General features: G+C 40.5%; 24 protein-coding genes. 13 read left to right on the top strand and 11 right to left on the bottom strand.

Annotation, left to right across the window (positions count from 1 at the left end; all coding sequences use genetic code 11):
- The first annotated feature begins 113 nt into the window (after positions 1-113).
- The 4 genes from ABXZ32_RS03910 (at position 114) to ABXZ32_RS03895 (ending at position 6,631) form a co-directional block, all read left to right on the top strand.
- Positions 114-2,897 (top strand): TonB-dependent receptor, encoded by a 2,784-nt coding sequence (locus ABXZ32_RS03910; RefSeq protein ID WP_354617362.1) that lies wholly within the window; start codon positions 114-116, stop codon positions 2,895-2,897.
- A 20-nt stretch (positions 2,898-2,917) separates the two neighbouring features.
- Complete coding sequence (locus tag ABXZ32_RS03905) at positions 2,918-4,573, top strand: G-D-S-L family lipolytic protein (RefSeq protein ID WP_354617361.1); 1,656 nt, start codon at positions 2,918-2,920, stop codon at positions 4,571-4,573.
- A gap of 186 nt (positions 4,574-4,759) precedes the next feature.
- Complete coding sequence (gene atpD, locus ABXZ32_RS03900; RefSeq protein ID WP_354617360.1) at positions 4,760-6,268, top strand: F0F1 ATP synthase subunit beta; 1,509 nt, start codon at positions 4,760-4,762, stop codon at positions 6,266-6,268.
- Positions 6,269-6,349: 81 nt separating this feature from the next.
- Positions 6,350-6,631 carry a F0F1 ATP synthase subunit epsilon gene (locus ABXZ32_RS03895; RefSeq protein ID WP_354617359.1) on the top strand — a complete coding sequence of 94 codons (282 nt, stop codon included), beginning with the start codon at positions 6,350-6,352 and terminating at the stop codon, positions 6,629-6,631.
- Between the two features lie 60 nt (positions 6,632-6,691).
- On the opposite strand, the gene ABXZ32_RS03890 is transcribed toward ABXZ32_RS03895, so the two are convergent.
- Entirely contained in the window at positions 6,692-7,225 is a 534-nt protein-coding gene (locus tag ABXZ32_RS03890) for a GNAT family N-acetyltransferase (protein ID WP_354617358.1), read from the bottom strand.
- A 5-nt stretch (positions 7,226-7,230) separates the two neighbouring features.
- Positions 7,231-9,036 carry a M61 family metallopeptidase gene (locus tag ABXZ32_RS03885; protein WP_354617357.1) on the bottom strand — a complete coding sequence of 602 codons (1,806 nt, stop codon included), beginning with the start codon at positions 9,034-9,036 and terminating at the stop codon, positions 7,231-7,233.
- Positions 9,037-9,097: 61 nt separating this feature from the next.
- Here ABXZ32_RS03885 and ABXZ32_RS03880 point away from each other — a divergent pair, with 61 nt between their 5' ends.
- Genes ABXZ32_RS03880 through bioD form a run of 3 tightly spaced genes read left to right on the top strand, consistent with a single transcriptional unit; the run spans position 9,098 to position 11,259 of the window.
- Positions 9,098-10,237 carry an aminotransferase class I/II-fold pyridoxal phosphate-dependent enzyme gene (locus ABXZ32_RS03880; RefSeq protein ID WP_354617356.1) on the top strand — a complete coding sequence of 380 codons (1,140 nt, stop codon included), beginning with the start codon at positions 9,098-9,100 and terminating at the stop codon, positions 10,235-10,237.
- A gap of 8 nt (positions 10,238-10,245) precedes the next feature.
- Positions 10,246-10,626: a putative signal transducing protein gene (locus ABXZ32_RS03875; protein WP_354617355.1), complete on the top strand. Its 381-nt coding sequence runs from the start codon at positions 10,246-10,248 to the stop codon at positions 10,624-10,626.
- A gap of 15 nt (positions 10,627-10,641) precedes the next feature.
- Positions 10,642-11,259 carry a dethiobiotin synthase gene (gene bioD, locus ABXZ32_RS03870; protein ID WP_354617354.1) on the top strand — a complete coding sequence of 206 codons (618 nt, stop codon included), beginning with the start codon at positions 10,642-10,644 and terminating at the stop codon, positions 11,257-11,259.
- Here the strand turns inward: bioD and ABXZ32_RS03865 are convergent.
- Entirely contained in the window at positions 11,251-12,699 is a 1,449-nt protein-coding gene (locus ABXZ32_RS03865) for an ArnT family glycosyltransferase (protein ID WP_354617353.1), read from the bottom strand. The two genes, bioD and ABXZ32_RS03865, sit on opposite strands and share 9 nt — an antisense overlap.
- A 108-nt stretch (positions 12,700-12,807) precedes the next feature.
- Between ABXZ32_RS03865 and bioA the strand changes: the two genes are divergently transcribed.
- Positions 12,808-14,076 (top strand): adenosylmethionine--8-amino-7-oxononanoate transaminase, encoded by a 1,269-nt coding sequence (gene bioA, locus ABXZ32_RS03860; protein WP_354617352.1) that lies wholly within the window; start codon positions 12,808-12,810, stop codon positions 14,074-14,076.
- A 12-nt stretch (positions 14,077-14,088) separates the two neighbouring features.
- Positions 14,089-15,243 (top strand): beta-ketoacyl synthase N-terminal-like domain-containing protein, encoded by a 1,155-nt coding sequence (locus ABXZ32_RS03855; RefSeq protein WP_354617351.1) that lies wholly within the window; start codon positions 14,089-14,091, stop codon positions 15,241-15,243.
- A 171-nt stretch (positions 15,244-15,414) separates the two neighbouring features.
- On the opposite strand, the gene ABXZ32_RS03850 is transcribed toward ABXZ32_RS03855, so the two are convergent.
- A complete protein-coding gene (locus ABXZ32_RS03850) occupies positions 15,415-15,558 on the bottom strand; it encodes a hypothetical protein (RefSeq protein ID WP_354617350.1) in 144 nt (47 codons plus the stop codon).
- Positions 15,559-15,615: 57 nt separating this feature from the next.
- Between ABXZ32_RS03850 and bioB the strand changes: the two genes are divergently transcribed.
- From bioB to ABXZ32_RS03835, 3 genes are all read left to right on the top strand, one after another.
- Positions 15,616-16,710 carry a biotin synthase BioB gene (gene bioB, locus ABXZ32_RS03845; RefSeq protein ID WP_354617349.1) on the top strand — a complete coding sequence of 365 codons (1,095 nt, stop codon included), beginning with the start codon at positions 15,616-15,618 and terminating at the stop codon, positions 16,708-16,710.
- A gap of 71 nt (positions 16,711-16,781) precedes the next feature.
- Complete coding sequence (locus ABXZ32_RS03840; protein WP_354617348.1) at positions 16,782-17,639, top strand: cupin-like domain-containing protein; 858 nt, start codon at positions 16,782-16,784, stop codon at positions 17,637-17,639.
- Positions 17,640-17,709: 70 nt separating this feature from the next.
- On the top strand, positions 17,710-18,216 hold the full coding sequence (locus ABXZ32_RS03835; RefSeq protein ID WP_354617347.1) for a DUF6646 family protein: 507 nt from the start codon (positions 17,710-17,712) through the stop codon (positions 18,214-18,216).
- Positions 18,217-18,271: 55 nt separating this feature from the next.
- Here ABXZ32_RS03835 and ABXZ32_RS03830 read toward each other — a convergent pair whose 3' ends face one another.
- Positions 18,272-18,748 carry a regulatory protein RecX gene (locus ABXZ32_RS03830; protein ID WP_354617346.1) on the bottom strand — a complete coding sequence of 159 codons (477 nt, stop codon included), beginning with the start codon at positions 18,746-18,748 and terminating at the stop codon, positions 18,272-18,274.
- A gap of 312 nt (positions 18,749-19,060) precedes the next feature.
- Positions 19,061-20,029, bottom strand: coding sequence for a hypothetical protein (locus ABXZ32_RS03825; RefSeq protein ID WP_354617345.1), 969 nt, complete (start codon positions 20,027-20,029; stop codon positions 19,061-19,063).
- A 420-nt stretch (positions 20,030-20,449) separates the two neighbouring features.
- Here ABXZ32_RS03825 and ABXZ32_RS03820 point away from each other — a divergent pair, with 420 nt between their 5' ends.
- Positions 20,450-20,968 carry a DUF4494 domain-containing protein gene (locus tag ABXZ32_RS03820; protein WP_354617344.1) on the top strand — a complete coding sequence of 173 codons (519 nt, stop codon included), beginning with the start codon at positions 20,450-20,452 and terminating at the stop codon, positions 20,966-20,968.
- An 83-nt stretch (positions 20,969-21,051) separates the two neighbouring features.
- On the opposite strand, the gene ABXZ32_RS03815 is transcribed toward ABXZ32_RS03820, so the two are convergent.
- From ABXZ32_RS03815 to kaiC, 5 genes are all read right to left on the bottom strand, one after another.
- Positions 21,052-21,408 carry a bleomycin resistance protein gene (locus ABXZ32_RS03815; RefSeq protein ID WP_354617343.1) on the bottom strand — a complete coding sequence of 119 codons (357 nt, stop codon included), beginning with the start codon at positions 21,406-21,408 and terminating at the stop codon, positions 21,052-21,054.
- A gap of 139 nt (positions 21,409-21,547) precedes the next feature.
- A complete protein-coding gene (locus ABXZ32_RS03810; protein WP_354617342.1) occupies positions 21,548-22,834 on the bottom strand; it encodes a sensor histidine kinase in 1,287 nt (428 codons plus the stop codon).
- 2 nt (positions 22,835-22,836) lie between these two features.
- Positions 22,837-23,148, bottom strand: a complete 312-nt coding sequence (locus ABXZ32_RS03805; protein WP_354617341.1) for a circadian clock KaiB family protein — start codon at positions 23,146-23,148, stop codon at positions 22,837-22,839.
- 4 nt (positions 23,149-23,152) lie between these two features.
- Positions 23,153-23,452, bottom strand: a complete 300-nt coding sequence (locus ABXZ32_RS03800; protein ID WP_354617815.1) for a circadian clock KaiB family protein — start codon at positions 23,450-23,452, stop codon at positions 23,153-23,155.
- Positions 23,453-23,501: 49 nt separating this feature from the next.
- Positions 23,502-24,923: a circadian clock protein KaiC gene (gene kaiC, locus ABXZ32_RS03795; protein WP_354617340.1), complete on the bottom strand. Its 1,422-nt coding sequence runs from the start codon at positions 24,921-24,923 to the stop codon at positions 23,502-23,504.
- Between the last annotated feature and the right edge of the window lie 282 nt (positions 24,924-25,205).

Below are 25,205 nucleotides of genomic sequence, written 5' to 3'. Positions count from 1 at the left end.
GGTGGTCTATTGTTAAATTAATACTATGCATGCATAATTTTTTTAGATTTCCTTAACACGGAAGCAAAAATATATATATCTTGTTCTCCAAATTAACTAAACTCAAATTTAGAATGAGAACATTGGTACTTATGTCCTTTTTGTTGTTGGGATTGACTTCCATCGCCCAAACAACAGTAAAAGGTAAAGTGGTAGATCAAAATAATGAGCCTATTCCAGGAGCAAGTATTGTAATAGTAAACAAGGCGATAGGAACGGTAACAGATTTTGATGGCTATTTTACCTTAAGCACAGCTGAAAACCCTCCCTTTACGTTAAGTATTACAAGTATTGGATTTGTTTCAGCCACTTCTAGAATTACCCAAAACAATCAAACTGTTGAGGTAACCTTGAATGAAGAGCAGACTCAATTGGATGAGGTGGTCATTTCGGCTTCCAGAACCCCAGAAAGAATATTTGAATCTCCGGTGACAGTGGAAAGATTCGGTCTAGCGGATATTAAAAATACCGCTGCTGCCGATTTTTACGGCGGTTTGGAAAGTTTAAAAGGGGTTGATGTCAATACGAATAGTTTGACCTTTAAATCTATCAACACTAGAGGTTTTGCAACATTTGCAAACACGAGGTTCATGCAATTGGTAGATGGGATGGATAACTCTACGCCAGCCTTGAACTTCCCGATAGGGAACTTGGTAGGGATGATAGAAACGGATGTTCAAAGCGTGGAACTTTTGCCTGGAGCATCTTCGGCACTTTATGGGGCCAACGCTTTCAACGGAATCTTATTTATGAGAAGTAAAAATCCTTTTGATTATCAAGGGATCAGCTCACATATAAAAAGAGGGATCACTTCACAAGAAGCAGCAGGAGATAACTATTATACCGATTTTGGTATCAGGGCCGCCTATAAGTTCAGTGATAAGTTTGCCGGAAAGGTGAATTTTGGGTACTTAAGAGGTACAGATTGGGCTGCGAACAGTGAGGTTGATAAGACTACAGTTGGTGGTACAAGGGCAGATTTGAACTATGATGGTATAAACGTTTATGGGGATGAAGTTTCAACGGATATAAAAGATGTTGCCGTAACCCTTGAAGGATTGGGAATATTGCCTGCCGGTGCTAACGCATTGGTACCTTCTGTTGAAGTAAGTAGAACAGGATATAATGAGCAGGTTCTTACCAACAATAAGGCAGAAAGTATAAAAGCAGATTGGGGATTGTACTACCGCCCATGGGAAAATGATTTCGAGATCTCTTACGTAGGTAAGGTAGGGACGGGATCCACAATTTACCAAGGGACCAACCGATATAATATCAATGGCTTTTTCCAAGAACAGCACAAGTTGGAAATAAGAAATGACAATTTCTTTGTGAGAGGTTATTTGGTTGCCGATAAGGCAGGAGATTCTTATGATATGGTTTTTACAGGGATCAACATCAACAGGGCTTGGAAAGATGATAATACCTGGTTTGGAGAATATACGGGTACATATGTGCAAGCTACATTGCAAGGGGCAACTAATGAGCAAGCTCATGCTGCGGCAAGGGCACGAGCAGAATCTGGTAGATATTTGCCAGGCTCCCCAGAGTTTAAGGCTGCTTTTAACAGAAGTATCAACGATCCAGACCTCTCTACAGGATCCAAATTTCAGGATGCCTCCAAATACTATCATTCTGATGCAAATTACAACTTCAGTCATTTAATCGATTTTGCGGAAATTCAAGTTGGAGGATCGTTTAGAGAGTATAGTTTAAATTCATCTGGAACAATCTACACGGATACTGATGGCCCTATAAACTATTCTGAATTTGGAATATACACACAGGTCCAAAAGAATTTGGAAATAACGGAAAGCAGTAATTTGAAATTAACTGGTTCTGTTCGTTATGATAAGTCCGAGTTTTTTGATGGGTTCTTTTCACCTAGATTATCCGCGGGACTAACCCTAAATAGAAATCACAATATCAGGGCTTCCGTACAAACAGGATTTAGAAACCCTACTACCCAAGATTTATTTATCGGATTGGATGCGGGAAGAGCAATTTTAGTTGGTTCTGCCCCTGAAAACTTGGATAGATATTCAAGGGATTTTGAAGTAAGTGGGGGTGGACAACTATTAGGACAGCCAGCTACAATAACTCAAACCGGTGCGGCAGCATATAATAACTCGTATTCTTTGAGTTCAGTACAAAGACTGGGTCAGACAGGAAATCCTGCTGATTTGGTAATAGCAAACCCTGATCTTGTTAAACCAGAACAGGTTACTTCAGCGGAAATTGGGTATAGAGGAAAAATTAAAAGATTGGTGGTAGATTTCAGCGCTTATTACAATAAATACAAGGATTTCATTTCCCAAGAGGTGGTTATAGCGCCTTATTATGGAACCGTAGGTGATGGGAGCTTTTCTGTCGCTGCCATCTCTAATGGCGATTTCCAGGCATATAGTGCTTATACAAACTCTAATGTAGATATTGGTTCATACGGGGCCTCTCTTGGACTAAATATGAAGGTTTTAGGTAACTATGATTTAGGTGGTAGTTACACTTTTGCCAAACAGGATTTTGACCAAGAAGCCAATCCAGATTTTATGTCGAGCTTCAACACCCCAGAACATAAGTTCAAGGCATCTTTCGGGAATGCCAACCTGTTCAACAACTTTGGTTTCAATGTAGCCTACAGATTTAGTGATGATTATTTCTGGGAAGCCACCTTTGGAAATGGCGTTGTACCGGAATACCACACTTTTGACGCGCAGATCAATTATGATGTTCCAAGTATAAAATCTTCTTTCAAAATAGGGGGTACAAACTTAGGAGGTAAGGAATACTTTACCGCTTTCGGAACCGGATTTATAGGATCTATGTATTACGTTTCATGGACAATAAACAACTTGTAAAATTTTAAATAAAGTTTATAATGAAAACTATAAAATATATTTTATTCGCCTCTGTCCTTTTAGCATTTGCTTCATGTAATACAGAAGAGGATGTTACCATGGTTGAGGTGGCTGAGGAAGTGCCAGCACTTACCGCGGGGTCTGCAGACTTTTCCAATTATGTTTCCATAGGGGCATCCTTTACTGCAGGATATACAGATGGCGCATTGTTTAAGGCAGGGCAGCAGAATTCCTTTCCAGCAATACTGGCACAACAATTTGCATTGGCCGGTGGTGGGAGTTTCAATCAGCCTTTGATGAACGATAATTTTGGTGGCCTTCTTTTGGGGGGTACTCAAATTGCGGATAATCGATTGGTATTTAGCGGTTCTGCGCCAGTTCGTTTACAAGCGTTTATTGGGCCAGTTACGCCAACAACAGATTTACTGATTAATAACCCGACGGGGCCATTCAACAATATGGGCGTCCCTGGAGCCAAGAGCTTTCATTTAGTGGCCAATGGCTATGGTAATGTGGCCGGTGTTCCTTTGGGTCGTGCAAATCCTTATTATGCGAGAATGGCAACAAGCGCTACTTCTTCCATGTTAGAGGATGCTTTGGCACAACAGCCGACCTTTTTTACTTTGTCAGAGATTGGTGGAGGAAATGATGTATTGGCATATGCCGCTTCCGGGGGAGTAGGTGTGGACCAGAAAGGAAATTTAGATCCAACTACATATGGTTCAAATGATATTACCGATCCAAATGTATTTGCGCAGGTCATGTCATCTGCGGTAACGGCTTTAACGGCCAATGGTGCTAAAGGAGTAATTGCAAATGTACCCTACATTACCAATTTGCCTTATTTTACAACAGTGCCTCACAAACCATTGAGTCCATTAAATCCATCTTTCGGACCACAAATTCCAACTCTGAACGGTGTTTTTGGTCAGTTGAATTTGGTATTTGATTTTTTACAGGTTCCGGAACGTAAAATAGTCTTTTCAGGAACTGCTGCAAGTGCGGTGGTTGTTAAGGATGAAAATTTAACGAATCTTTCTGCGCAGATTACGGCTGTTTTAAATGGTAGTCCGACTTTTCCGGCTTTTGTGCAATCTTTTGGATTGCCAGCTCAGGCCGCTCCTGTTGTAGCTAATCTTTTTGGCGTTATTTATGGCCAAGCAAGACAGGCCACAGCGGATGATTTATTGGTGCTTCCCAGTTCTTCTATTATCGGTACCGTAAATACAAGCTCGGTTGCATTTTTAATGTCACAAGGGTTGACCCAAGCATTGGCGGGCCAATTTTCAGTAGAGGGTGTTTCATTGCCCTTGGAAGATAAATGGGTGTTGACACCTGCAGAACAGGCTCTAGTATTAACTGCTACTGATGCTTACAATGTTTCATTAAAGTCATTAGCGGATGCCAATGGACTTGCCTTTGTAGATTTCAAAGCTATTCTTCAAGAGGCTGCCACTACTGGTATTACGGACGGAGATTTTACTTTAAAAGCGAGTCTAGTCACTGGTGGTTTGGTCAGCTTGGATGGAATCCATTTGACAGCTAGGGGATATGCCGTAATGGCCAATAAGTTTTTGGAGGCTATTGATGCTACCTATGGTTCCAACTTCATTAAAGCTAAAGCAAAAGTAAGTGTAGGCTCATATCCTACCAACTATTCACCGGATTTGCAATAAGTCTTATAATAGCAAATAAAAAACGCCTTTCACCGAAAGGCGTTTTTTGTGTTTAAAAAGGGTAAAAAACCCCTTTATTTTTAAATTTAAAAGGTATATATTTGCAGCGCGAAAAATCTGCTCCCTAAAAAAGGTGAAAAGGTTGTTGTTCGTTTTTTATCACGCTAAACAATAAACATTTAAGTAATGTCAAAAGTTACAGGTAAAGTTTCTCAAATCATCGGACCAGTGGTCGATGTAGAATTCCAATCCGGAGCAACCCTTCCAAGAATTTACGATTCTCTCGAGATCAGTCAGAAAGATGGGTCCAAATTGGTCCTTGAAGTACAATCACACATTGGTGAGAATACTGTAAGAACCGTATCCATGGATACTACAGATGGTTTAAGTAGAGGTGTTGCGGTTGAAGCCACGGGAAGTGCGATTCAAATGCCAGTTGGAGATGATGTATATGGTCGTTTGTTCAACGTTATTGGTGATGCCATTGATGGTCTAGGGAATTTGCCTAAGGCAGGTAAAGATGGACTTCCAATTCACCGTGAAGCACCAAAATTTGAAGACTTGTCTACCTCTTCAGAGGTATTGTTCACAGGTATCAAAGTTATCGATTTGATCGAGCCTTATTCAAAAGGGGGTAAAATTGGATTGTTTGGTGGAGCAGGTGTTGGTAAAACAGTATTGATTCAAGAGCTGATCAATAACATCGCAAAAGGTCACGGTGGTCTTTCTGTATTTGCGGGCGTTGGAGAACGTACCCGTGAAGGAAACGATTTGTTGCGTGAGATGTTAGAATCAGGTATTATAAAATATGGTGACGCATTCTTGCATTCTATGGAAGAAGGTGGATGGGATTTGTCCAAAGTGGACAAAAAAGTAATGAAGGAATCAAAAGCGACATTTGTTTTCGGACAAATGAACGAACCTCCAGGGGCTCGTGCACGTGTGGCTCTTTCAGGTCTTACCATTGCTGAATATTTCCGTGATGGAGCAGGAGAAGGAAAAGGAAAGGACGTTTTATTCTTCGTTGATAACATTTTCCGATTTACACAAGCAGGTTCTGAGGTATCGGCACTTTTGGGTCGTATGCCATCTGCAGTAGGGTACCAACCAACTTTGGCAACGGAGATGGGTGCTATGCAAGAGCGTATTACATCAACAAAAAGAGGTTCCATTACTTCTGTACAGGCGGTTTACGTTCCTGCGGATGATTTAACGGATCCAGCGCCGGCAACAACGTTTGCCCACTTGGATGCTACTACCGTATTGTCTCGTAAGATTGCAGAGTTGGGTATTTATCCTGCAGTAGATCCATTGGATTCTACCTCAAGGATCCTTACAGCTGAAATCTTAGGAAAAGACCATTACGCATGTGCGCAAAGAGTAAAGGAGTTGTTACAGCGTTACAAAGAGCTTCAGGATATTATTGCCATCCTTGGTATGGAAGAATTATCAGAAGAGGATAAGCAAGCTGTAGGTAGAGCTAGACGTGTACAACGTTTCTTGTCTCAACCTTTCCACGTAGCTGAACAGTTTACAGGGATCCCAGGAGTATTGGTAGATATTAAGGAAACTATTAAAGGTTTCAACATGATCATGGATGGTGAATTAGATCACTTACCAGAATCTGCCTTTAACCTTAAAGGAACCATCGAAGAGGCTATTGAGGCTGGAGAGAAAATGTTGGCTGAAGCATAAATAGTTGATAGTTGGCTGTTGATGGGCTTTGGATGAACTAAAAGCGATCGACCTAAAACTAGCAACCAACAATTAGATAATATGTACTTAGAAATTGTATCACCAGAAGCTACATTATTTGCAGGAGAAGTTACCTCGGTAACTGTACCTGGAGTTAATGGTGAATTCCAACTTTTGGAAAACCACGCTGCTATTGTTTCTTTATTACAGGAAGGCAATGTAAAATTTAAGGGCAATAATGTAGTGCTGGAGAAATCCAATAAGGATAAATTTTCAAAAGGTGCCAACGGCGAAACGGTTTTGGCCATTTCCAGTGGTACTATTGAAATGAGGAATAATAAAATTATAGTGTTGGCAGATTAAATTGCTACACGTATTATATTAAAAAAGCCAAACTGGAAAGTTTGGCTTTTTTATTTAAAATTATTTCAGACTGATCAAAACCCAATCCCTCTCGTCGGAAAAATAGGTTTTCAATTCTTTAAAGCCCACCGCATAATGGGCTTGAAGGGAACGGGTGTTTTTGGCATCAACCTCCGTAATTATACTTTCGAACTCTGGTTGTACATGTGCCTTCATAGCGTTGTACAAACCACGGAAAATCCCTTGATTGCGATAGCTTTTGCCCACACAGATCTGCCCCATGGCAATGTATTTTTCTTCTTTGGGCACAACGGTATCAATTTCTGCAAACATAGGTTTTAAAATATCGATCTTATCCGCGAACATGGGATGCATGCATAGGGCATATGCCGCTACGGTATCTCCATCCTTGGCGATGATATGAGGGCAGACCTCATTCATTTGGTGCAATATCTCAAAGTTGTGCTCAACGGTTACAAACCCGTCTTTTTCCTTTTCTTCGGGACTTACATTGGCCCAAAGATTTGCTTGTTGCAAGGCAAGAATTTGTTCCAATTCATCTTGCGTGCTAACCGTACAATACCTGATTCCCATTGCTATTATATTTTAAGCCAGGCTTTTCTTTTTGCCAATACTTCTTTTGATGGTTTAACACCTTCTTTTTCCATCAATTGAATGCTATAAGAAGGATTTGCTTGTAAAACCAAAGAGGCAGACTTTTCAACGCCGTATCTTTTAAAAGTGACCTCATGTACATCACCCACTTTAAATTGGTTGATGAAATCTGAAAACCGTTGTTCTTTATTGAAGGAAATATTATTTACTGAGATAATTATATCTCCATTTTCTAGGCCAGCTTTATAGGCCGGACTGCCTATGGGAACGTTGCGGTCTATAACAGCAGTGCCATCATCCTTTATGGATACCGAAGCTCCAAAAAACGGCTTTGTGGAATCCTGTTTTAGCGCCACTCCCACTGATTTAAAAAGTGGGGCATAATTGGGCATATCACTTTTGTACACATAATTGCCAAAGAACTGGTTGCCGAAATCTGTACCGGCATATTTGTTCAACATTTTATGAAGGTCTTCAACTGTATATGAGTTTTCTTTTTGGCCATAAGTCTGCCATACCAACTTCATATAATCGTCGAGATTTAGATTTTTCTGACGGAGGGACAAATCCAACGCAAGACCCAGTACGCTACCATAAGAGTAATAGGAGATAAAAGTATTTTCCCTATTAACAGGATCTACAGAGGTAGCGGCATCTACAAATGGGGCTTGATAGCTCATCTCTATCGGGTTAAAAAATTGTCGTGCGGGAGAATTCCACACGTAGTTAAAAGTGCCGGTCAACCCTTCTATGTAAGCTGTAGGGGTAATGATACCCGCCCTACAAAGGATAAGATTGGTGTAGTAGCTGGTAAAACCTTCTGCAAACCATAATTCGCCACTCATATTGGCCTCGGTAAAGTCGAAAGGCTCCAAAGATTTTGGGCGTATGCGCTCCACATTCCAAGAATGAAAGTATTCGTGGGATACCGTGCCTATGTTGCCTTCCATACCTCCTTCGGCCAAACCTTCCCTATCGGTCAATATTGTTGAATTCCTGTGCTCCATGCCATCTCCCGAGGCATTTGGGATATAACAGGCCAAAAAGGTATAGGTGCCGAAATCATAAGTGGGAAGTTCTCCAAAGACATCCTTTTCTGCCAACACAATTTTTTTTACTTTTTCCCAGTAGGTATCCAATTCCGCCTCAGTTCCATTGTGATGTAAAACAAATTGAACCGTCTGTTTTTTGTTATTGGATTCCACTTCAAATTCCCGCAAGTTATAATTGCTAATTTCGGTGGGGCTGTCCATGAAATATTGCAAATTCGGTGCAGAATAGGTGTTGTTTGCTACCTTGGGCATTTGGGTGGCTACCTTCCAGTTTAAATCTTCCCTAACGTTAAAGTCGACCGTAATGTTCCGATCACTTAATTCTGGAACAAACATAAAAGTAGCCGGGATATTCAGGTGAGCGTGGGTTTCATCAACCTGGGAATAGGTGCCATCCCCACGATTGGCAAATAAAGTATAGCTAATATTAACGGTGCCGTCATGTCCAGATACATTCCATTGGTAGGGGTTTGGGCGGGTTATGGTCAAAGGGGTCCCTTTACTATCCGTGGCAGTAACATTATAGACGTTTTTTGCAAATTCATGAAGGGCATATCGTCCTGGGGAAGTTCTACTCATGCGAATCCCAATGGTATCCATGCTCAGATCTGGAAAAGTGGCTTTTATTTCGGCTTCATGGTGGCCCGCATTTTCAAAGGAAATGCTATAGGAGTTTGTTTGGGCACCTATGGGACCGGAAAGTAAAATAAGGAATAAAAGCAAGAGCAGTTTTTTCATTTTTCTAGGGTTTATCGTCACGAATATAACATTTAAAAACAGGATATACTACATTTGTGTTATGGACGATTTTCCCAAAAAGCTACGTGAAAAACTAACTGAAAGAGCAGCGAAAAATGCGCTGAGGGAATTGACTATTTCGCATATCCCCATAGATTTCTCCTCCAATGATTATTTGGGATTTGCCAAGGATCAAAATATTTTTGAGGGTGCTTCCAGGCTTTTAAAGGAGAACAACTATACCCTTAATGGAGCCACCGGATCCCGCTTGTTATCGGGGAACAATGCGCTGTACGAGAATGTGGAGAGTGGGATTGCGACATTCCATGACTGTCCGGCCGCACTTGTCTTTAATTCTGGTTACGATGCCAATTTGGGATTGTTGGGTTCTGTGCCCCAAAGAGGCGATATTATTTTATATGATGAACTGATCCATGCTTCCATTAGGGACGGTTTAGGAATGAGCAACGCTAAAGCCTATAAGTTTAAGCATAACGATCTGGCCGATGTCCATCGTCTCGTGGAAAGCAACCGGAGCACTGCAAATAATGTTGAAGTATATATTATTACGGAATCTGTTTTCTCCATGGACGGCGACAGTCCGGATTTAACAGCTTTTGTGGATTTCTGTAAAAAACAAAACTGCCGATTAATTGTCGATGAAGCCCATGCAGTAGGGGTATTGGGCAATACTGGTGAGGGATTGCTGCAGGAGTTGGGATTGCACAATCAGGTATTTGCCAGAATAGTCACCTTTGGGAAGGCAATGGGATGCCATGGGGCGACGGTCTTGGGTAGCGTAACATTAAAACAGTATTTGGTCAATTTCGCGAGAAGTTTCATCTATACAACAGGGATGCCGCCACATTCTTTGGCCACCATATTACTTTCTTATCAGGAATTATCGCAAACTACCAGTTTGGCTGCACTTAAAGAAAACATCACGTATTTTAAGGAACAAGTAGCGGTACAGGGTTTAAAATTTATTGATAGTAATTCTGCCATCCAATGCTGTGTAATTTCTGGCAATGACCGTGTTAAGGGTATCGCTGGGCAACTCCGCGAAAAAGGGTTCGACGTTAAACCAATACTGTCACCAACTGTTAAGGAAGGGCAAGAGCGGTTGCGATTTTGTCTGCATGCGTACAATACGAAAGCTGAAATAGCTGAAGTGTTACGATTATTGGCTATTTTCATATAAAAATCAATATGGGTCAGGAATTTTATACGTTGGGGGCTTTTGAATACGTTGCCGATGTGCAAATTATAAAAGGCCGACTGGAAGCTGAAGGCATACAAGTATTTCTAAGGGATGAAAATACGTTGAACTCAGATCCGCTGATCAGTAATGCCATTGGTGGTGTCAAACTTTTGGTGTATTCCAGTGACAGGGAGGAAGCTTTGGAAATTTATAATGAAATCAGGAATTATGCTGTAGATAGCCAAGGGGAATTAATAGTTTGTCCCAATTGCAAAGCTCGTCGTTCAGAAACATATTATAACAGAAAGACCCTATTTTATAAACTTTTTCCATTTTTCGAAAAGAAAAAGTACAAATGTTTAAATTGTAATATTATTACAAAACCCTAGTATATCTCTAAGTCCATGAAAAGAATATTTGTTACAGGAATCTCTACCGAAGTAGGAAAGACCATTGCCTCTGCCATCATCGTGGAAGCCTTGGAAGCAGATTATTGGAAGCCCATTCAGGCGGGAGAACTGGAATATACGGATAGTCATAAAATAGCTGATTTGGTTTCCAACAAAAAAACGGTGATCCATAAAAATAGCTATGCCCTAAAAACTCCGATGAGTCCACATGCAGCTGCAGAATTGGACGGGGTGATCATAGATGTTAACAATATACATGAACCTGAGGCTGAAAACCATTTGGTCATAGAAGGGGCCGGTGGCTTATTGGTGCCTTTAAATGATTCGGACACCATTCTGGACATTATTATGCCAACTTATAAGGTTGTTGTGGTCTGTAGACACTACCTGGGCAGCATCAATCATTCCCTATTGACCATCAACTGGTTGAAAATGAAAGGGTACGACGTGTCTATTATTTTTAGCGGGAAGGAACACCCTGCCACAGAAAGTATTATTGTGAAAAAGACCCAAGTACGCGTGATCGGGAGGATAGATGAGGAAACAGCATTTGACAAGTCGACCATCAAAAAGTATGCAGCCCTATTTAAAGCCAATTTGGAATTACTCTAATCGCTGCCAGATTTCTGCATGATCAATGAGCTGTATAATGCGGTAATGTTGATTTAGGTAGTTTCTTGTAAACGCATTTTCAGTAGTATTTTCCTTTGCGAATATATTTTCCTTATCCCTGGTAATTATTAAAGGAGGTTGGATGTCCTCCAAGAGGTATATAATTTCTTCCATGGCCGTTTTTCTGGTTGTTCCACTATAGGGAAACATCTCTACCTTACAAATGTTACTGGGATGGGTAGAAATTTTGGTCAAGGGTTTTTTATCCAAAAGCCAGTAGCCAATATGGTATTCTAAAAACAAAATATTGGAGCTGTCCAAGTCATGATCTTGAATATACCGGGGAACTTCTATTCCCTCTCCATTGAAAAACGTTCCTTTTTCAACTTTGTTTTTTAGGATGGCGTAATACTCCAGATAGCTCTCCATGGGGACCAGAAGTAGAATAAGGAAATAATACGGTTTCCAATTAAACTGTTTCAAGAGTGGAATTGTGACCAATACCATACCAACCAATAACAATAAAGCTGGATATACTTGTATCAGGTAGTGGCCATTAATTTTCCCCCCTCGCACAAAAGAGAAGAGAATGCCTATGACAGTGACGAACAATACCTGTACATGTCTATTTTTTAAATCCAGATATTTCTTTTTCCAGGCCCAAAGGAAGAAACCTATGATAATTAAACAAGTGGGTGCCACATCTAAAAGGGAGCCCCTATTTGCTGCGGCATATTCTAAAGGCGCCAAGATGACCGATTGCCACCAAAGGGCTGTGATACCATTTTGATAGTATGGTAAAATGGTGAAGAGGATGACAAGAATCGCCCCTAATCCCAGAAATATCGAGTTCTGGAACCCTTGTTTTAACTGCTTTTCAGCATATGATCTATAGAGTAGGAATAGGCCCAAGATCAATACGGCATAGGCAAGGTTAAGCTTGGTCATTACTGTGAGCCCCAATAAAATTCCTGCCAGGCCATACCAATAGTATTTATGGTATTTCAGGATAATAAAAATTGCAGGCATTAAAAAGGCAACGCTGAGGTGTTCGGACATAACACCTTGAAGGCTGCCAAAGAGGCTTTGAAGGGCGGTACAAGCTATTGCTGTCCACAATCCGAGTTTTGGTCCGCCTATTTCTTTGCCAATTTTAAAAGTAAAAAAGGAAGTGATCGCCACTACCAATGTGCCAAATACCCGTATGGCGATAAAACTTTTTCCAAAGGCATAAATGATACCAGCAAAGAATAGAAAGGTGATGGGGGGTTTTAGGTCCCAAAGCTCGGTATATGGCAAATGGCCCTCCACCCAGGATTGCCCCATAAGTATAAAGGTGCTTTCGTCCCGGTCTATATAATCCCTAAAGAAAAAAGGGCCCCTGATTACAAATGCCAACAGAAATAAGAAAAGAAAAACAGTCCTGCTCTTAAGTTGCATGAAATTGGTGTTGCGCAAATCAAATACCATGGTAAACACAGGAGGTTTTAAGTTTATTTGCCATCTTTGCAAGATAGATAAAAAGCTGGTTCTTTAAATTTTATACAATTGAAAAATATTTCGGAAAGAGATGCAAAACATGTGTGGCACCCGTTGACACAACACAAGCTGCATCCTAGAATGTTGGGGATTACAAAGGCCAAGGGTGCCTTGTTGTTTGATGAAAGTGGAAAGGAATACATAGATGGTATTTCCTCTTGGTATACCAGTGTCTATGGCCATTGCAATGACTATATTTTGGAAAAGGTATATCAGCAGATGCAACAGTTGGACCAAGTGGTCTTTAGTGGGTTTACCCACGAGCCTGCAGTAAAGCTATCAGAAGAGCTTATAAAAATATTGCCAGCCAATCAAGAGAAATTATTTTTCTCGGACAATGGCTCCACCGCCACTGAAATTGGAATTAAAATGGCCCTGCAATACCATTTTAACAAGGGACATAAGAGGAATGTACTATTGGCTTTTGAAGATGCCTTTCATGGGGACACCTTTGGAGCGATGTCCGTTTCCGGACTATCAGTTTATAACGGCCCTTTTGAGGATTTTTTTATTGAGGTAAAGCGCATTCCGCCGCCGAGCAAGGAAAATTTAAAAGAGGTTCTTGCCCTATTGCACACCTATGTTACTGCTGGAAATATTGCTGGGTTTATCTATGAGCCTTTGGTTCAGGGGGCAGCAGCCATGCAAATGCACGATGCCGAAGGGCTAGGAGAGATTTTAAGAATTCTCAAGGAGCACGACGTAGTAACTATTGCCGATGAGGTAATGACAGGTTTTGGAAAAACTGGAACCCATTTTGCGTCGGACCAGATTGAAACAAAACCGGATATTATCTGTTTGTCCAAAGCATTGACGGCTGGACTCATCCCTATGGCGATTACCAGTTGTACACAAGAAGTCTACGATGCATTTTATAGTGATGACATCGCAAAAGGACTTTTCCACGGGCACACCTATACCGCCAACCCATTGGCATGTACCGCAGCATTGGCTGGACTGGAACTGTTGCAATCCAAAGAGATACAGGACAACATAGCTCGCATTATACAGTCGCACCAAGCTTTTGATGCCCGAATAAAAAACCATCCCAAAGTGGCCAGGACCCGGCAAACGGGGATCATTTACGCCCTGGACCTTAATATAGAAATTGAGCGTTATGGTAATTTGCGGGATAAATTAATGCAGCATTTTATGGACAAGGGGATCTTTTTAAGACCTTTGGGCAATACAATATATATAACTGCACCTTATATCGTCTCCGAGGATCAGTTGGAGCAGATCTACAGTGCCATTGAAAGTGTTTTTGATATCGTTTAATACCATCCAATTTTGAGTCAGTCTATATCCATCACCGCCTTAGCATCCATTTCGCCCTTGGGAATTTCCCTGGAGGAATCATGGGGGAATTACCTAAGGGACGGACACCATCTGGTTGAAAAAAAAATAGGGGATGCCAAAAGTTGGGTTGCTCCGCTTTCAGGGCATGCCAAGGAAGAGGTTGAAAAGTTAAAAGCTTCTGATCCAAAATACAAAAGCCTCGATAACAGTGTGCTTTATGCCATGTTTGCTGCCCGCAAAGCCATGGAAATGGCCGGATGGAAACTGGGAGACAATTTTGGGGTGAATGTTGGTTCCTCCAGGGGTGCTACTGCCCTTTTTGAAAAGTACCACCAAGAATTCTTACGTTCCAAAAGGACATCTACTTTGGCCTCCCCAACCACTACTTTAGGGAATATATCTTCATGGATCGCCCATGACCTAAAGACAGAAGGTCCGGAAATATCACATTCCATTACCTGTTCCACAGCACTTCATGCCGTATTGAACGGCGTGGCTTGGATAAAAAGTGGGATGGCGGAGAAGTTTATGGTCGGAGGATCGGAAGCGCCCTTGACCCCGTTTACCATAGCACAGATGAAGGCCCTGAAAATATATTCCAAAGAACAATCGGACTACCCTTGTCGCGCTCTGGACCTGGAGAAAAAGACAAATACCATGGTTCTGGGAGAAGGTGCCTCTATGCTTTGTTTGGAGAAGGGCAACAAGGACAATGCCCTTGCGGTTATAGAAGGAATAGGCTATGCCACTGAAATATTACAGCACAATATATCCATCTCTACGGAGGCCGAGTGTTTCCAGCGCTCCATGCAAATGGCTCTGGGCAGTACTGACCCCGAGGAGGTAGATGTTATTGTAATGCACGCCCCAGGCACTATTAAGGGCGATTTATCTGAAAAAAACGCAATATCGAAGATATTCCGTAACAAAATGCCACTTCTTACTACTAATAAATGGAAGATTGGACATACATTCGGGGCATCAGGAATGTTGAGTATGGAACTTGCCATCTTGATGTTGAAACAGCAACAATTTATTGGAGTTCCTTATTTAGATCAAAAATCAACCGCCAAAAAAATCAACAAGGTGATGGTTAATGCCGTTGGTTTTGGAGGGAACGCCGTTTCCATTCTTCTTTCACGGTAAGAAATTGAAGATGAAGACTCAGCATCGAGCTTTAAAAGGTCTGATGTCAATTAAAGAATTATTTATAATTAAACTTTTGAAGGCCTGTGGCATCCTTGTGATTCACAGGCTTTTTTACTTTGTAACGGCATATTATCAGATTTGTTTATTGGGATATGATTTGTAAATAGGCTATTTTTGATTTTTAATTTGAATTTTTGGCTTAGGGATGGCAACGGCATCCTTTTCTTTTGGGGCATCGGTTAGTTGAAGATGGATCATGGATAAAAGAAAAGATAAAGTGAACAGCCCGGCCGCTATTTTTTGAATATCCATTTGGTATTGAATACCATGGGGGAGAAAATAGCGGAAAGCCCCAGACAATATATATCTATGAGCGAAGTAAAGCACAACTGGACCAAAGAGGCAATTCTTGACATTTACAATAAACCATTAATGGAATTGCTGTACGAGGCGGCTACGGTGCATCGTAAATTCCACGATCCTAATACGGTACAGGTTTCTACCCTGTTGTCCATCAAGACTGGAGGTTGTCCAGAAGATTGTGGGTACTGTCCCCAAGCGGCCCGATACCATACCGATGTGGAGGGCAATGACCTTATGTCGGTTCAGCAGGTAAAGGCTCAGGCCTTGCGTGCCAAATCATCAGGAAGTTCCAGAGTTTGTATGGGTGCTGCGTGGCGTAATGTAAAGGACGGACCAGAGTTTGACAATGTTTTGGAGATGGTACGAACCATCAACAAACTGGATATGGAGGTTTGTTGCACGTTGGGGATGATTACGGAAAACCAAGCACAGCGTTTGGCGGAAGCAGGTTTATATGCATACAACCATAACTTGGATACGTCCGAGGATTATTATAAGGATGTGATCTCCACTAGGGCCTTTAAGGACCGATTGGACACCATAGGAAATGTTAGAAAAAGCAATGTGACCGTTTGTAGCGGGGGTATTATTGGAATGGGAGAAAAGATTGAGGACAGGGCAGGCATGTTGGTTGCTTTGGCCACGTTGGACCCACAGCCAGAATCGGTGCCGATCAATGCTTTGGTAGCAGTACCAGGTACGCCTATGGAAGATATAGAGCCTATTTCCATTTGGGAGATGATCCGTATGGTGGCAACTACCCGTATTGTAATGCCAGAAACACAAGTAAGACTATCTGCAGGACGTACGGAGATGAGTAGGGAAGGACAGGCGATGTGTTTCTTTGCCGGGGCAAATTCTATTTTTGCCGGTGATAAATTATTGACGACTCCTAACCCTGATGTGAACCAGGATATGGAAATGTTCAAGCTCCTGGGGCTTAACCCCCAGAAGCCATTTACAAAGATAGCACAGCCAAAAACGGTGGAGGCCCAGGATTCACAATTTCAGACTTTGGGTGAAAAACCAAAATGGAGCAGACCGGGACACACTATAGATCGTAACGAAAGCGCCAAGCAAAAGGCTAAACTTTCGGAATAGACCTTTGTGCCCATTTATTGGGGACTTCGGTTGGGGAATTAAATTTAGAAGTCTAAATTAATCTTTAGCGCTTGAATTTACAGGACATACCCCGGGTAAAGACCATTACCAAGGAAGATTTTATAGAAAAGTACTTTAAGCCACAAAAACCGGTCGTTATTGAGCGGTTTATTGAGGGGTGGCCCGCCTATTCCAAATGGAACCTGGAATATATGAAGCAGGTGGCCGGCCATAAAATAGTGCCCTTGTACGATGATAGGCCTGTGGACCATAAAGATGGGTTCAACGAGCCACACGCTAAAATGCAAATGGCAGAGTATATTGATCTTCTGAAGGCTGAACCTACCAAGTATCGCATCTTCTTATGGAACGTTTTAAAGGAAGTGCCGGAATTGCAGCATGATTTTACTTTCCCAGATTTTGGTCTGCGATTGATGAAAGGCTTGCCGATGCTTTTTTTCGGAGGGGAGAACTCGTCCACCTTTATGCATTACGATATAGATCTAGCCAATATTTTTCATTTTCATTTTGAGGGAAAGAAAGAAATAATCCTTTTTCCACAATCCGAGAACAGATATTTATACAAGGTCCCCCATGCCTTGATCACCCATGAGAGCATAGATTTTTCCAATCCGGATCTGAACCAATGGCCCGCCCTCAAAAATGCCAAGGGCTATAAGACCCACTTGCAGCATGGGGAGGTTTTGTATATGCCAGAGGGATATTGGCATTATATGCGGTATATTACACCAGGATTTTCCATGAGCCTACGCGCCATTGCCCGCAATCCCAAAAATTTGGGAACGGCTTTTTACAATGTTTTGGTAATGCGTTACTATGATCAGTTTATGCGGAAGTTGAAGGGGCAGGAATGGATCGATTGGAAAAATGAGCAGGCTATTAAACGCACAAACAAACTGGTGGGATAGTGCTTGTTTCAAGGAATTAAATACATTTGCAACTTATTTTCGTAATTGCACCAACTCTAAATTAAGTAACATGAAAAAAGTAATAGTTTTATTGACATTTGTTTTAGCAGCTACCTTCGCGAATGCCCAGGCTTTTGAAGGCAAGGGGGATTCCAAGTTCCAAGTAGGAGCCAATTTCCAGGATAATGGAACAGGAATCGTGACCACGTATGATGCTGGCCTTGGAGAGAATTTTTCTATAGGGTTTACCGCTACCTATATTTTGGGTGTTAAGGAATCCATGGATATTGAATTTGATCCTAAATTTGACGACAGGGTAGACGTTAGGGCAAGATTTAACGCCAATTTGGGGAGCGTTTTCCAATTGGGGAACGAGGTGGATATCTATCCAGGGTTGAGCTTGGGCCTACGTAATTTTGGAGCTCACTTGGGTACCAGATACTTCTTTACCGACGGTTTTGGAGTATTTATGGAATTTGCGGTGCCTTTGGCAAAGTATGACAATAGTGATTTAACTGCGGAACAAGAATTGAACAACCAGTTTGTGTTCAGTATTGGAGCTGCCTTTAATCTATAAGGGTTAGAATTTTGAAATAATAGAGCGCTCCCTTTCAAAAGAAAGGGAGCGTTTTTTATTTGATGAGTTCGGTGATCTTGTCATACACCAAATGACTTTCCCACCCGCGGTAGAGGAGGTAATCGGCGAGTTTTTTTCTTCTTTTCTGGCTATTGGTCTCTTTAATGCCGTCCAATCTTTTTTTGGCGAGGGTATCCAAGGTTTCCAAATAGGCGGCGGTATTTAATTGGGCCACTGCTTTTTTGATGTTGTACTGGGAGATATCCCGTCGTTTCAGTTCCTGGGTAATTCGGTTACGGCCCCATTTCTTAATATTGAACTTACCCCTGGCATAACTCATAGAGAAGCGCTCCTCGTTTAAAAAGTTGTGATCTATAAGATGTACCACAATATGGTCGATCGCATCAGGGATCATGCGCATATCGCGTAATTTTTGCACCACCTCCTTATGGCAGCGCTCCTGATAGGCGCAATAGCCCTCCAGTTTTCTGGTAGCTTCTTCCAAGGTGTAGGTTGGACGTGAGAAATCCATGTAACCGTTATTGTTCATCCAGTCTCAAAGCTAAGTCCATTTGAAGAAATGGCAAAGGGTTTTTTGGTTGAATAATGTATGTGATGGAGAATTGCAATGGTATTGAAATTCCACTATCAGAAATCAAAGTACCAATAGTTTTCTCAAATAATGTCTCTTTATGTTATACACAAGGTTCTTTAATTCTTAAAAATTGTCTTTTAAAACAGAACTAGTACATACACTATTGGAAATGAAAATTACATCTATAAAAAAAGCTGTTCGAGTGAACAGCTTTTGTAACTCATTATTTATGATTCAATTCATTACTTACTATTGACAGTGATGTTCATCAATATAATGTCCAATTGCACTACCAGCAGCTGTAACTTCTCCTTCAGAGTATCCTCCACCGGAAGTGGGGAAGATAAATGTATCATAAGGAGGGCTATTCCCTCTTGTCGGAGTTATGGTTGTTTTGTAGTTGAAAATGTTTTCTATGGCGGCAAAATAACTATTAATGATATTGGCATTTTCTTGAACTGCAGCTTCAGCCAAGCTTAAGCGTATGGCACCTAACTGAAAAAAAGCATTAAGAGTTTGGTTGCCTCCCCTTCCTTGATCTATATTCCAAGCAACCATTCCTTCAGTTTGGGAGTATGATTTACCACCAATGTTTAGTCCGCCTTCCCATAGAACACTGGAGCCATTGGTCATTGCGCCGTTAGCAAAAAAGTAACCTTGAGAGTAAGAGCAATAATCTTCTTTAGGACAACCAGGTGCTTTTGTTTTGCCTGAATTACAAGATGTGCCAGCTTTTAGCCAAGAATCTGCATCTGTAATTTCATAACCACGGTCAAATTTTATGACCAGTACCAATGTTGTAGCTGCTGCAAAATTGACTTTCACGAAGTTAGTAGTTGATGCTTGTGGATTACATTGCGTTCCTGATCCTTCGGTTGGCTTTAAGTCAGCTGTTTCTCCATTGACCGTTGCAGAAATAATATTAGCAAAAGTTGCACTTTGTTCACCACAGTTTCCTAAATCCACTATATAGTGACTTAAGTTTTTTGAAGTGGTTTTCGATTTTGTAATAGTGTACGTCCATTCACTCCCATCTGGGCCTACGGCAACATCGATATTGTAATCGGAATATGCACTACTAGAATTACTATTTCCTTTAAGTAAGGAGAAGTCTTTGAGTTCTTTCGCTTGGGAAATGGAATTGTCATCTCCTAAATCGTCGTTGTTGCAACTAAATAACCCAAAGCTAATTAGGGCAAAAAAAAGAATTTTTTTCATTTTTTTTTGTTTTAGATTGTTAGTAATAATTTCGCGAATCTAGGTTTTGATTATCATTGCCATATAGAAAACTATCACATAAACGTCATAATTCATTAATTAATCGTCCAAATACACGATATTATTTGCTTATTACGGTATATTTTTGTAAAGAAACACTCTAGAGGTTTTTATTTTTAAATAAAACGATAGGACATTTTTTTAAAAAGCCACAATGATCATTTTATCTATCCGAAGAAAAATTCATGCAATTATTTAGAAGTACATAAATATTCTAGCCGTGAGCATATATAAGCTAATTCTATTGAGCACTATTGATAATAGAAATAATTACAAAAAACAATTTGTGGATATCTATTACTGGGATTTTCCACTAGGCCTTTTTTTAACCGTTATATTTGGCATCCAAAAAAAATAGACATGAGCGTAACCTGGTATGAGTGCAAAGTAAAATACAGAAAAATACAAGAGACTGGAGAACAAAAAGTTACTACAGAAACATACTTATTGGATGCGATTTCCTACACGGAGGCAGAGGCTAGAATCAACCAAGAAATGGCCGCTTACACCAGTGAGGAGTTTTTGATCACCAATATTAAAGTCGCCAATTTATCCGAGGTGCATCCGGTGGAAAATTCTGACCGTTGGTTTAAGTCCAAGGTGGCATTGATCGCCTTTGATGAAAACAGCGGAAAGGAACGCAAGACCAATATTTATATGTTGGTTCAGGCCAATGATGTAAAAGAGGCTTATGACAACACCATAGAGGCCATGAAGGGTACTACTGGTGACTACACCGTCCCTGCAATTACCGAATCTCCTATTATGGACGTGTTCCCTTACTTTACAGGGGAGGAAGAGCAGTTGGAGCAATTTAAGGTTATAGAAAAAGCCGCTACTACTGAAGAAGAAGTATTAGAGGAGAGTGAAATGGAATAGGTGTTGGGTTTTTAACGACTAACCACTTTTTAATATTGGTGCGCATATGAATTTGATATTTGTATGCGCACTTTCTAATTGTTTTAAAGGCTTTGTCCGAATGTCAACAGATTGTTGTCCGGGTCTAGCACGGAAAATTCTTTTTGACCCCAGGGTTTTATTTCTAACGGACCATTTGGATGTATACTTGTTTTTTTAGCTACCAAGGACTGGTAAAATTGATCTATGTTATCTGTTCTGATATATACTTGTCCGTAGTTTTCTTTTGGGTCGAGTTCCTTAAATGCAAAGAAATGAATTTGAACCCTGTCCTTCTCCAACATTAAATAATCATCGTAATCTGCACTGCCAAATTCTGTAAAACCCAGCTTATTTAAGTAGAATTCTCGCGTAACTTTTTTGTTGCGCATCGGTAATTTCGGGTTGATGTCGGTAAGCATATTCTATATTTAGACAAGTTGGGACTTAGTCACCAACTTCTAAGATTTAATAGTACTCAAGATAATCTAAAGTTTTGAAAATAAGATCTAAGGAAGGTTTCTTGTGAAATACATTAATGCCGATACTTCCGGTATGGGCTTAGTTATATTTACGGTAGGGGATAGATATGTCATAAGTAGTGCCTTGGTTCGGGGCTGAACTTGCACTGATAATACCATCGTGATTGTTGACAATTTTTTTGACTATCGCCAAACCAATTCCAGTTCCAGGATATTCGGATTGATTGTGAAGGCGTTTAAATACTTCAAAAATTTGTTCGCTGTACTGTTGTTCAAAACCGATTCCATTATCCGATATTCTGAAATGACAATAACTTTCTACCAAGGATACCTTGCTAGCTTTCTCAGTTTCATGGCCATGGACCTTCCAACTTTGAATAGTGATATGAGGCGGTTTGTTCGGTTGTGAGAATTTGATGGAATTGGAGATTAAATTAATTAGAAGTTGTTTGAATTGGAATTGGATAATGTCAGCATCACACATTTCCAGATACTCTATAACAGCTCCACTACTATATAATTCTTCGCTTAAATCGCTTTCTACTTCCTCTACAACCTTTCTCAGGTTATTATTGCTGAAGGTATAATCTGGTTTGTTAGTATGAGCATATGTGAGTAAATCCTTAATTAAGGTCTGCATTCTATTTGCCGCTTGCTGCATTTTACCAACATATTCTTTCACAGATTTGGAGAGGTTCTCATATTCCAAGCCTGTAATCCGGGATGCGAACATCTGAATCTTGCGCAAGGGTTCTTGTAGATCATGGGAGGCAACATACACAAAGGACGCAAGTTCTGCATTATTTACTTTGAGTTCATTGTTATTGCGCTCTAAGTGCTCCTGATATTTTAAGATTACATCTTCCGTTTTTTTCTTCTCGGTATAGTCGGTGATAATGATCCCTACTGTGGGCAGTTTGGGTTGAAGTGAAGTTAAAGACATATATATTGGAATAGGCCCGTTTTCTCCAATGAGGTTCAACTCTCCTTTACAACCTACTTCGAATGACTTTTGGAACAGCTCTCGGAAGGATTCCAAGGAGTCCTCATGGATGAAATCGGTAATTTTGGAGCCAATTACTTGTTCATAGGGCTTGTTGAGCAGCTTGCAGAAGTAAGGATTGGTATAAACAATAAGTCCCCCTTCGGTTACGTTCAGCGCTCCTTCTTCGAATTCCTCTATTAATATTCTGTACGCGTAATCCCCACTTTGTAGCGTGTATATCTCTGAATTTTCGGTATTATTTATAGCAAATGCATCAACTTCTCCAGCTTTTATGGCATCAATAAGTTGGTCAGACTCCTCAAGTCTTTCCTCCAGTTCTCTGATGCGCTTTTGCAATGCCTCTTTAGAACCAATTTTCATCTCTATTCTTTACTTGTGATTCCTAATGCTTTTATGACCATTTCTCTGTCCGACAGCGTTCCAATAAGTATTTTTTTTGGCAAGGGCTGATGTTTGATCAAAGAAGGACTGAAAACGATATGGTGCTTTGCCGCCAATTCAGGATTTTTATAGATATCGATGATTTCCAGGTTAAAATCACTTTCCAATAATTCCCCACAAAGCAGTTTAATATTCTTAATGGCCTGCATGGATTTGGACGACATGCCAGATACATACAGTTGTAAGATGAGTTTTTCCTTTACATGCGAAACTTCATTGTAGGGTTTTTTCATAATCTCAATCTTTACCACTTTTTAAAACGCGGATGTTCAATCCTACCAATACTTTTTCTTTGTTGGAAAGGTCGCCTATTATTTTTCTCAAGGGTTGCGGGAATTTGCGAACCAAGGTAGGGATCGCAAATATTTGGTCACCTTCTGCCAATTGCGGGCTTTTCAAAAGGTCAATGACCTCTATGGAATATTTGCCTGAAAGGTATTCATTGCAATAATTGGTAATATTGCTTAAGGCGAGGACAGATTTCGGGGTTTGCCCCGCAATGTATAACCTCAATTCCCATGTTTCTTCTTTTGTCATCACAACTGTCATTGTTTAAATAGGTTGTAGGGTTGTTTTAAATATATAACTACTGTTCTTGGAACACTATACCGTCTTCGGTTATTTCAAATTCCATTGGATTATTGTAATGCCCCATCCCTCTTGATTTAATGATATTTAGACTTCGCTTGCGACGTCCATCCAATTGTGAATTTTCCAAGTTGATCCAAGTATCGGCCAATGAAGAAACGACCTCAATGGTCTCATCTTTTGTATGATTACCGTTTTCCGTTGTCAATGAAGTTAATATAGCATTGATCTCATTCATCTTAAGAACATCTATTAGCCTAACCAACATTGCACGGACCTCACTGGTATTGCCTACACATATTAAGCTGCTAATGGGGTCAATTATGACAGTGTCCGGTTTTAATTCCTTTAATAACTTATGTAAAACCAACAAATGCATTTCCAAGCCCTGCAGGGAAGGTCTGGAAGCTTGAATAATCAAGGACCCGTCTTCTATGAAAGGCTCCATGTCAATTCCTATGGTCTTCATATTCCTTACCAGTTGATCGATGGACTCCTCAAAACTAAAGTACAGCACTTTCTCTTTGCGTTTGCAACTTTCGATGGCAAAATAGGAGGCCAAAATTGTTTTGGAAGTTCCGGCTGTTCCGCTTATTAGAATGCTACTACCTTTATAAACGCCCTTTTTGGAAAATAGGTTGTCCAGTGCCTCTATTCCTAAAGAAACAATTTTTTCGGAAGACTTATAATCCAATTTAAGGGAGGTGACCGGTATAACTGAAATGCCGTTCTCATCAATTAAAAATGGATATTCATTGGTGCCATGCGTTGAACCTCGATATTTAACAATTCTAAGGCGTCTTGTAGCAATCTGATCTATGACACGGAAATCTACCAAAATGACACAATCGGAAATATATTCTTCCAATCCCTGTCGCGTCAAGGTGTTTTTTCCTCTTTCTCCAGTAATTATTGTGGTTACGCCTTTGTCTTTTAGCCAACGGAAGAGTCGTCTGATTTCAGATCTTAACAGGCCCAAATTTTCAACACCCCCAAAAAGTGATTCTATAGTGTCTAGCACCACCCTTTTGGCGCCAATCGAATCAATGGCGTGATTTAATCGTATAAAAAGACCATCCAAATCATATTCACCCGTTTCTTCGATTTCAGATCGCTCAATCTTAACGTGGTCTATCCTTAACTTATCTTCCTTAACCAATTGCTCGAGATCAAATCCGAGAGATTTCACATTTTTTGCCAAATCACTGCGAGATTCCTCAAAGCTCATTAATACCCCAGGTTCGTCATGATCTAGAATACCTTTTACCAAAAATTGTATACCGAACATTGTTTTACCACAGCCTGCACTCCCACAGATCAATATTGGTCGGCCCTCAGGGAAGCCACCATATGTTATTTCATCAAGTCCAGCTATACCAGTTGAGATTTTAGGAAAAATTTGTCCGTTTTGAGTTTTCATTGAAAAATGTGCTAATAAAAGTAGCTTAGGTAGATTATTTGTTATTTACATGTGAATGAGTTAACCCAAAATGAAAAAAATCTTCAATTTCTACCTTTTCCGTTACTTCTGTAATTATACTTTTTGAAAAATTTTTATCGTGTATTTGCAAAATTCACCATAAAAGTGGCACTATAGGTTGCCGAATCCGTATATTTTTTACCTCAAATAGGTAGGGTTGCTGGTTAGCCGTTCCAACATCATATGTGTTTTTGTAGTTTACGTTTAGGAGGTAGTGCCTTC

The sequence above is a fragment of the Sediminicola luteus genome (assembly GCF_040566555.1).
GTDB lineage: Bacteria > Bacteroidota > Bacteroidia > Flavobacteriales > Flavobacteriaceae > Sediminicola.
Note: the sequence above shows the minus strand (reverse complement) of the source record. Positions and strands in the feature narration are given on the sequence as shown.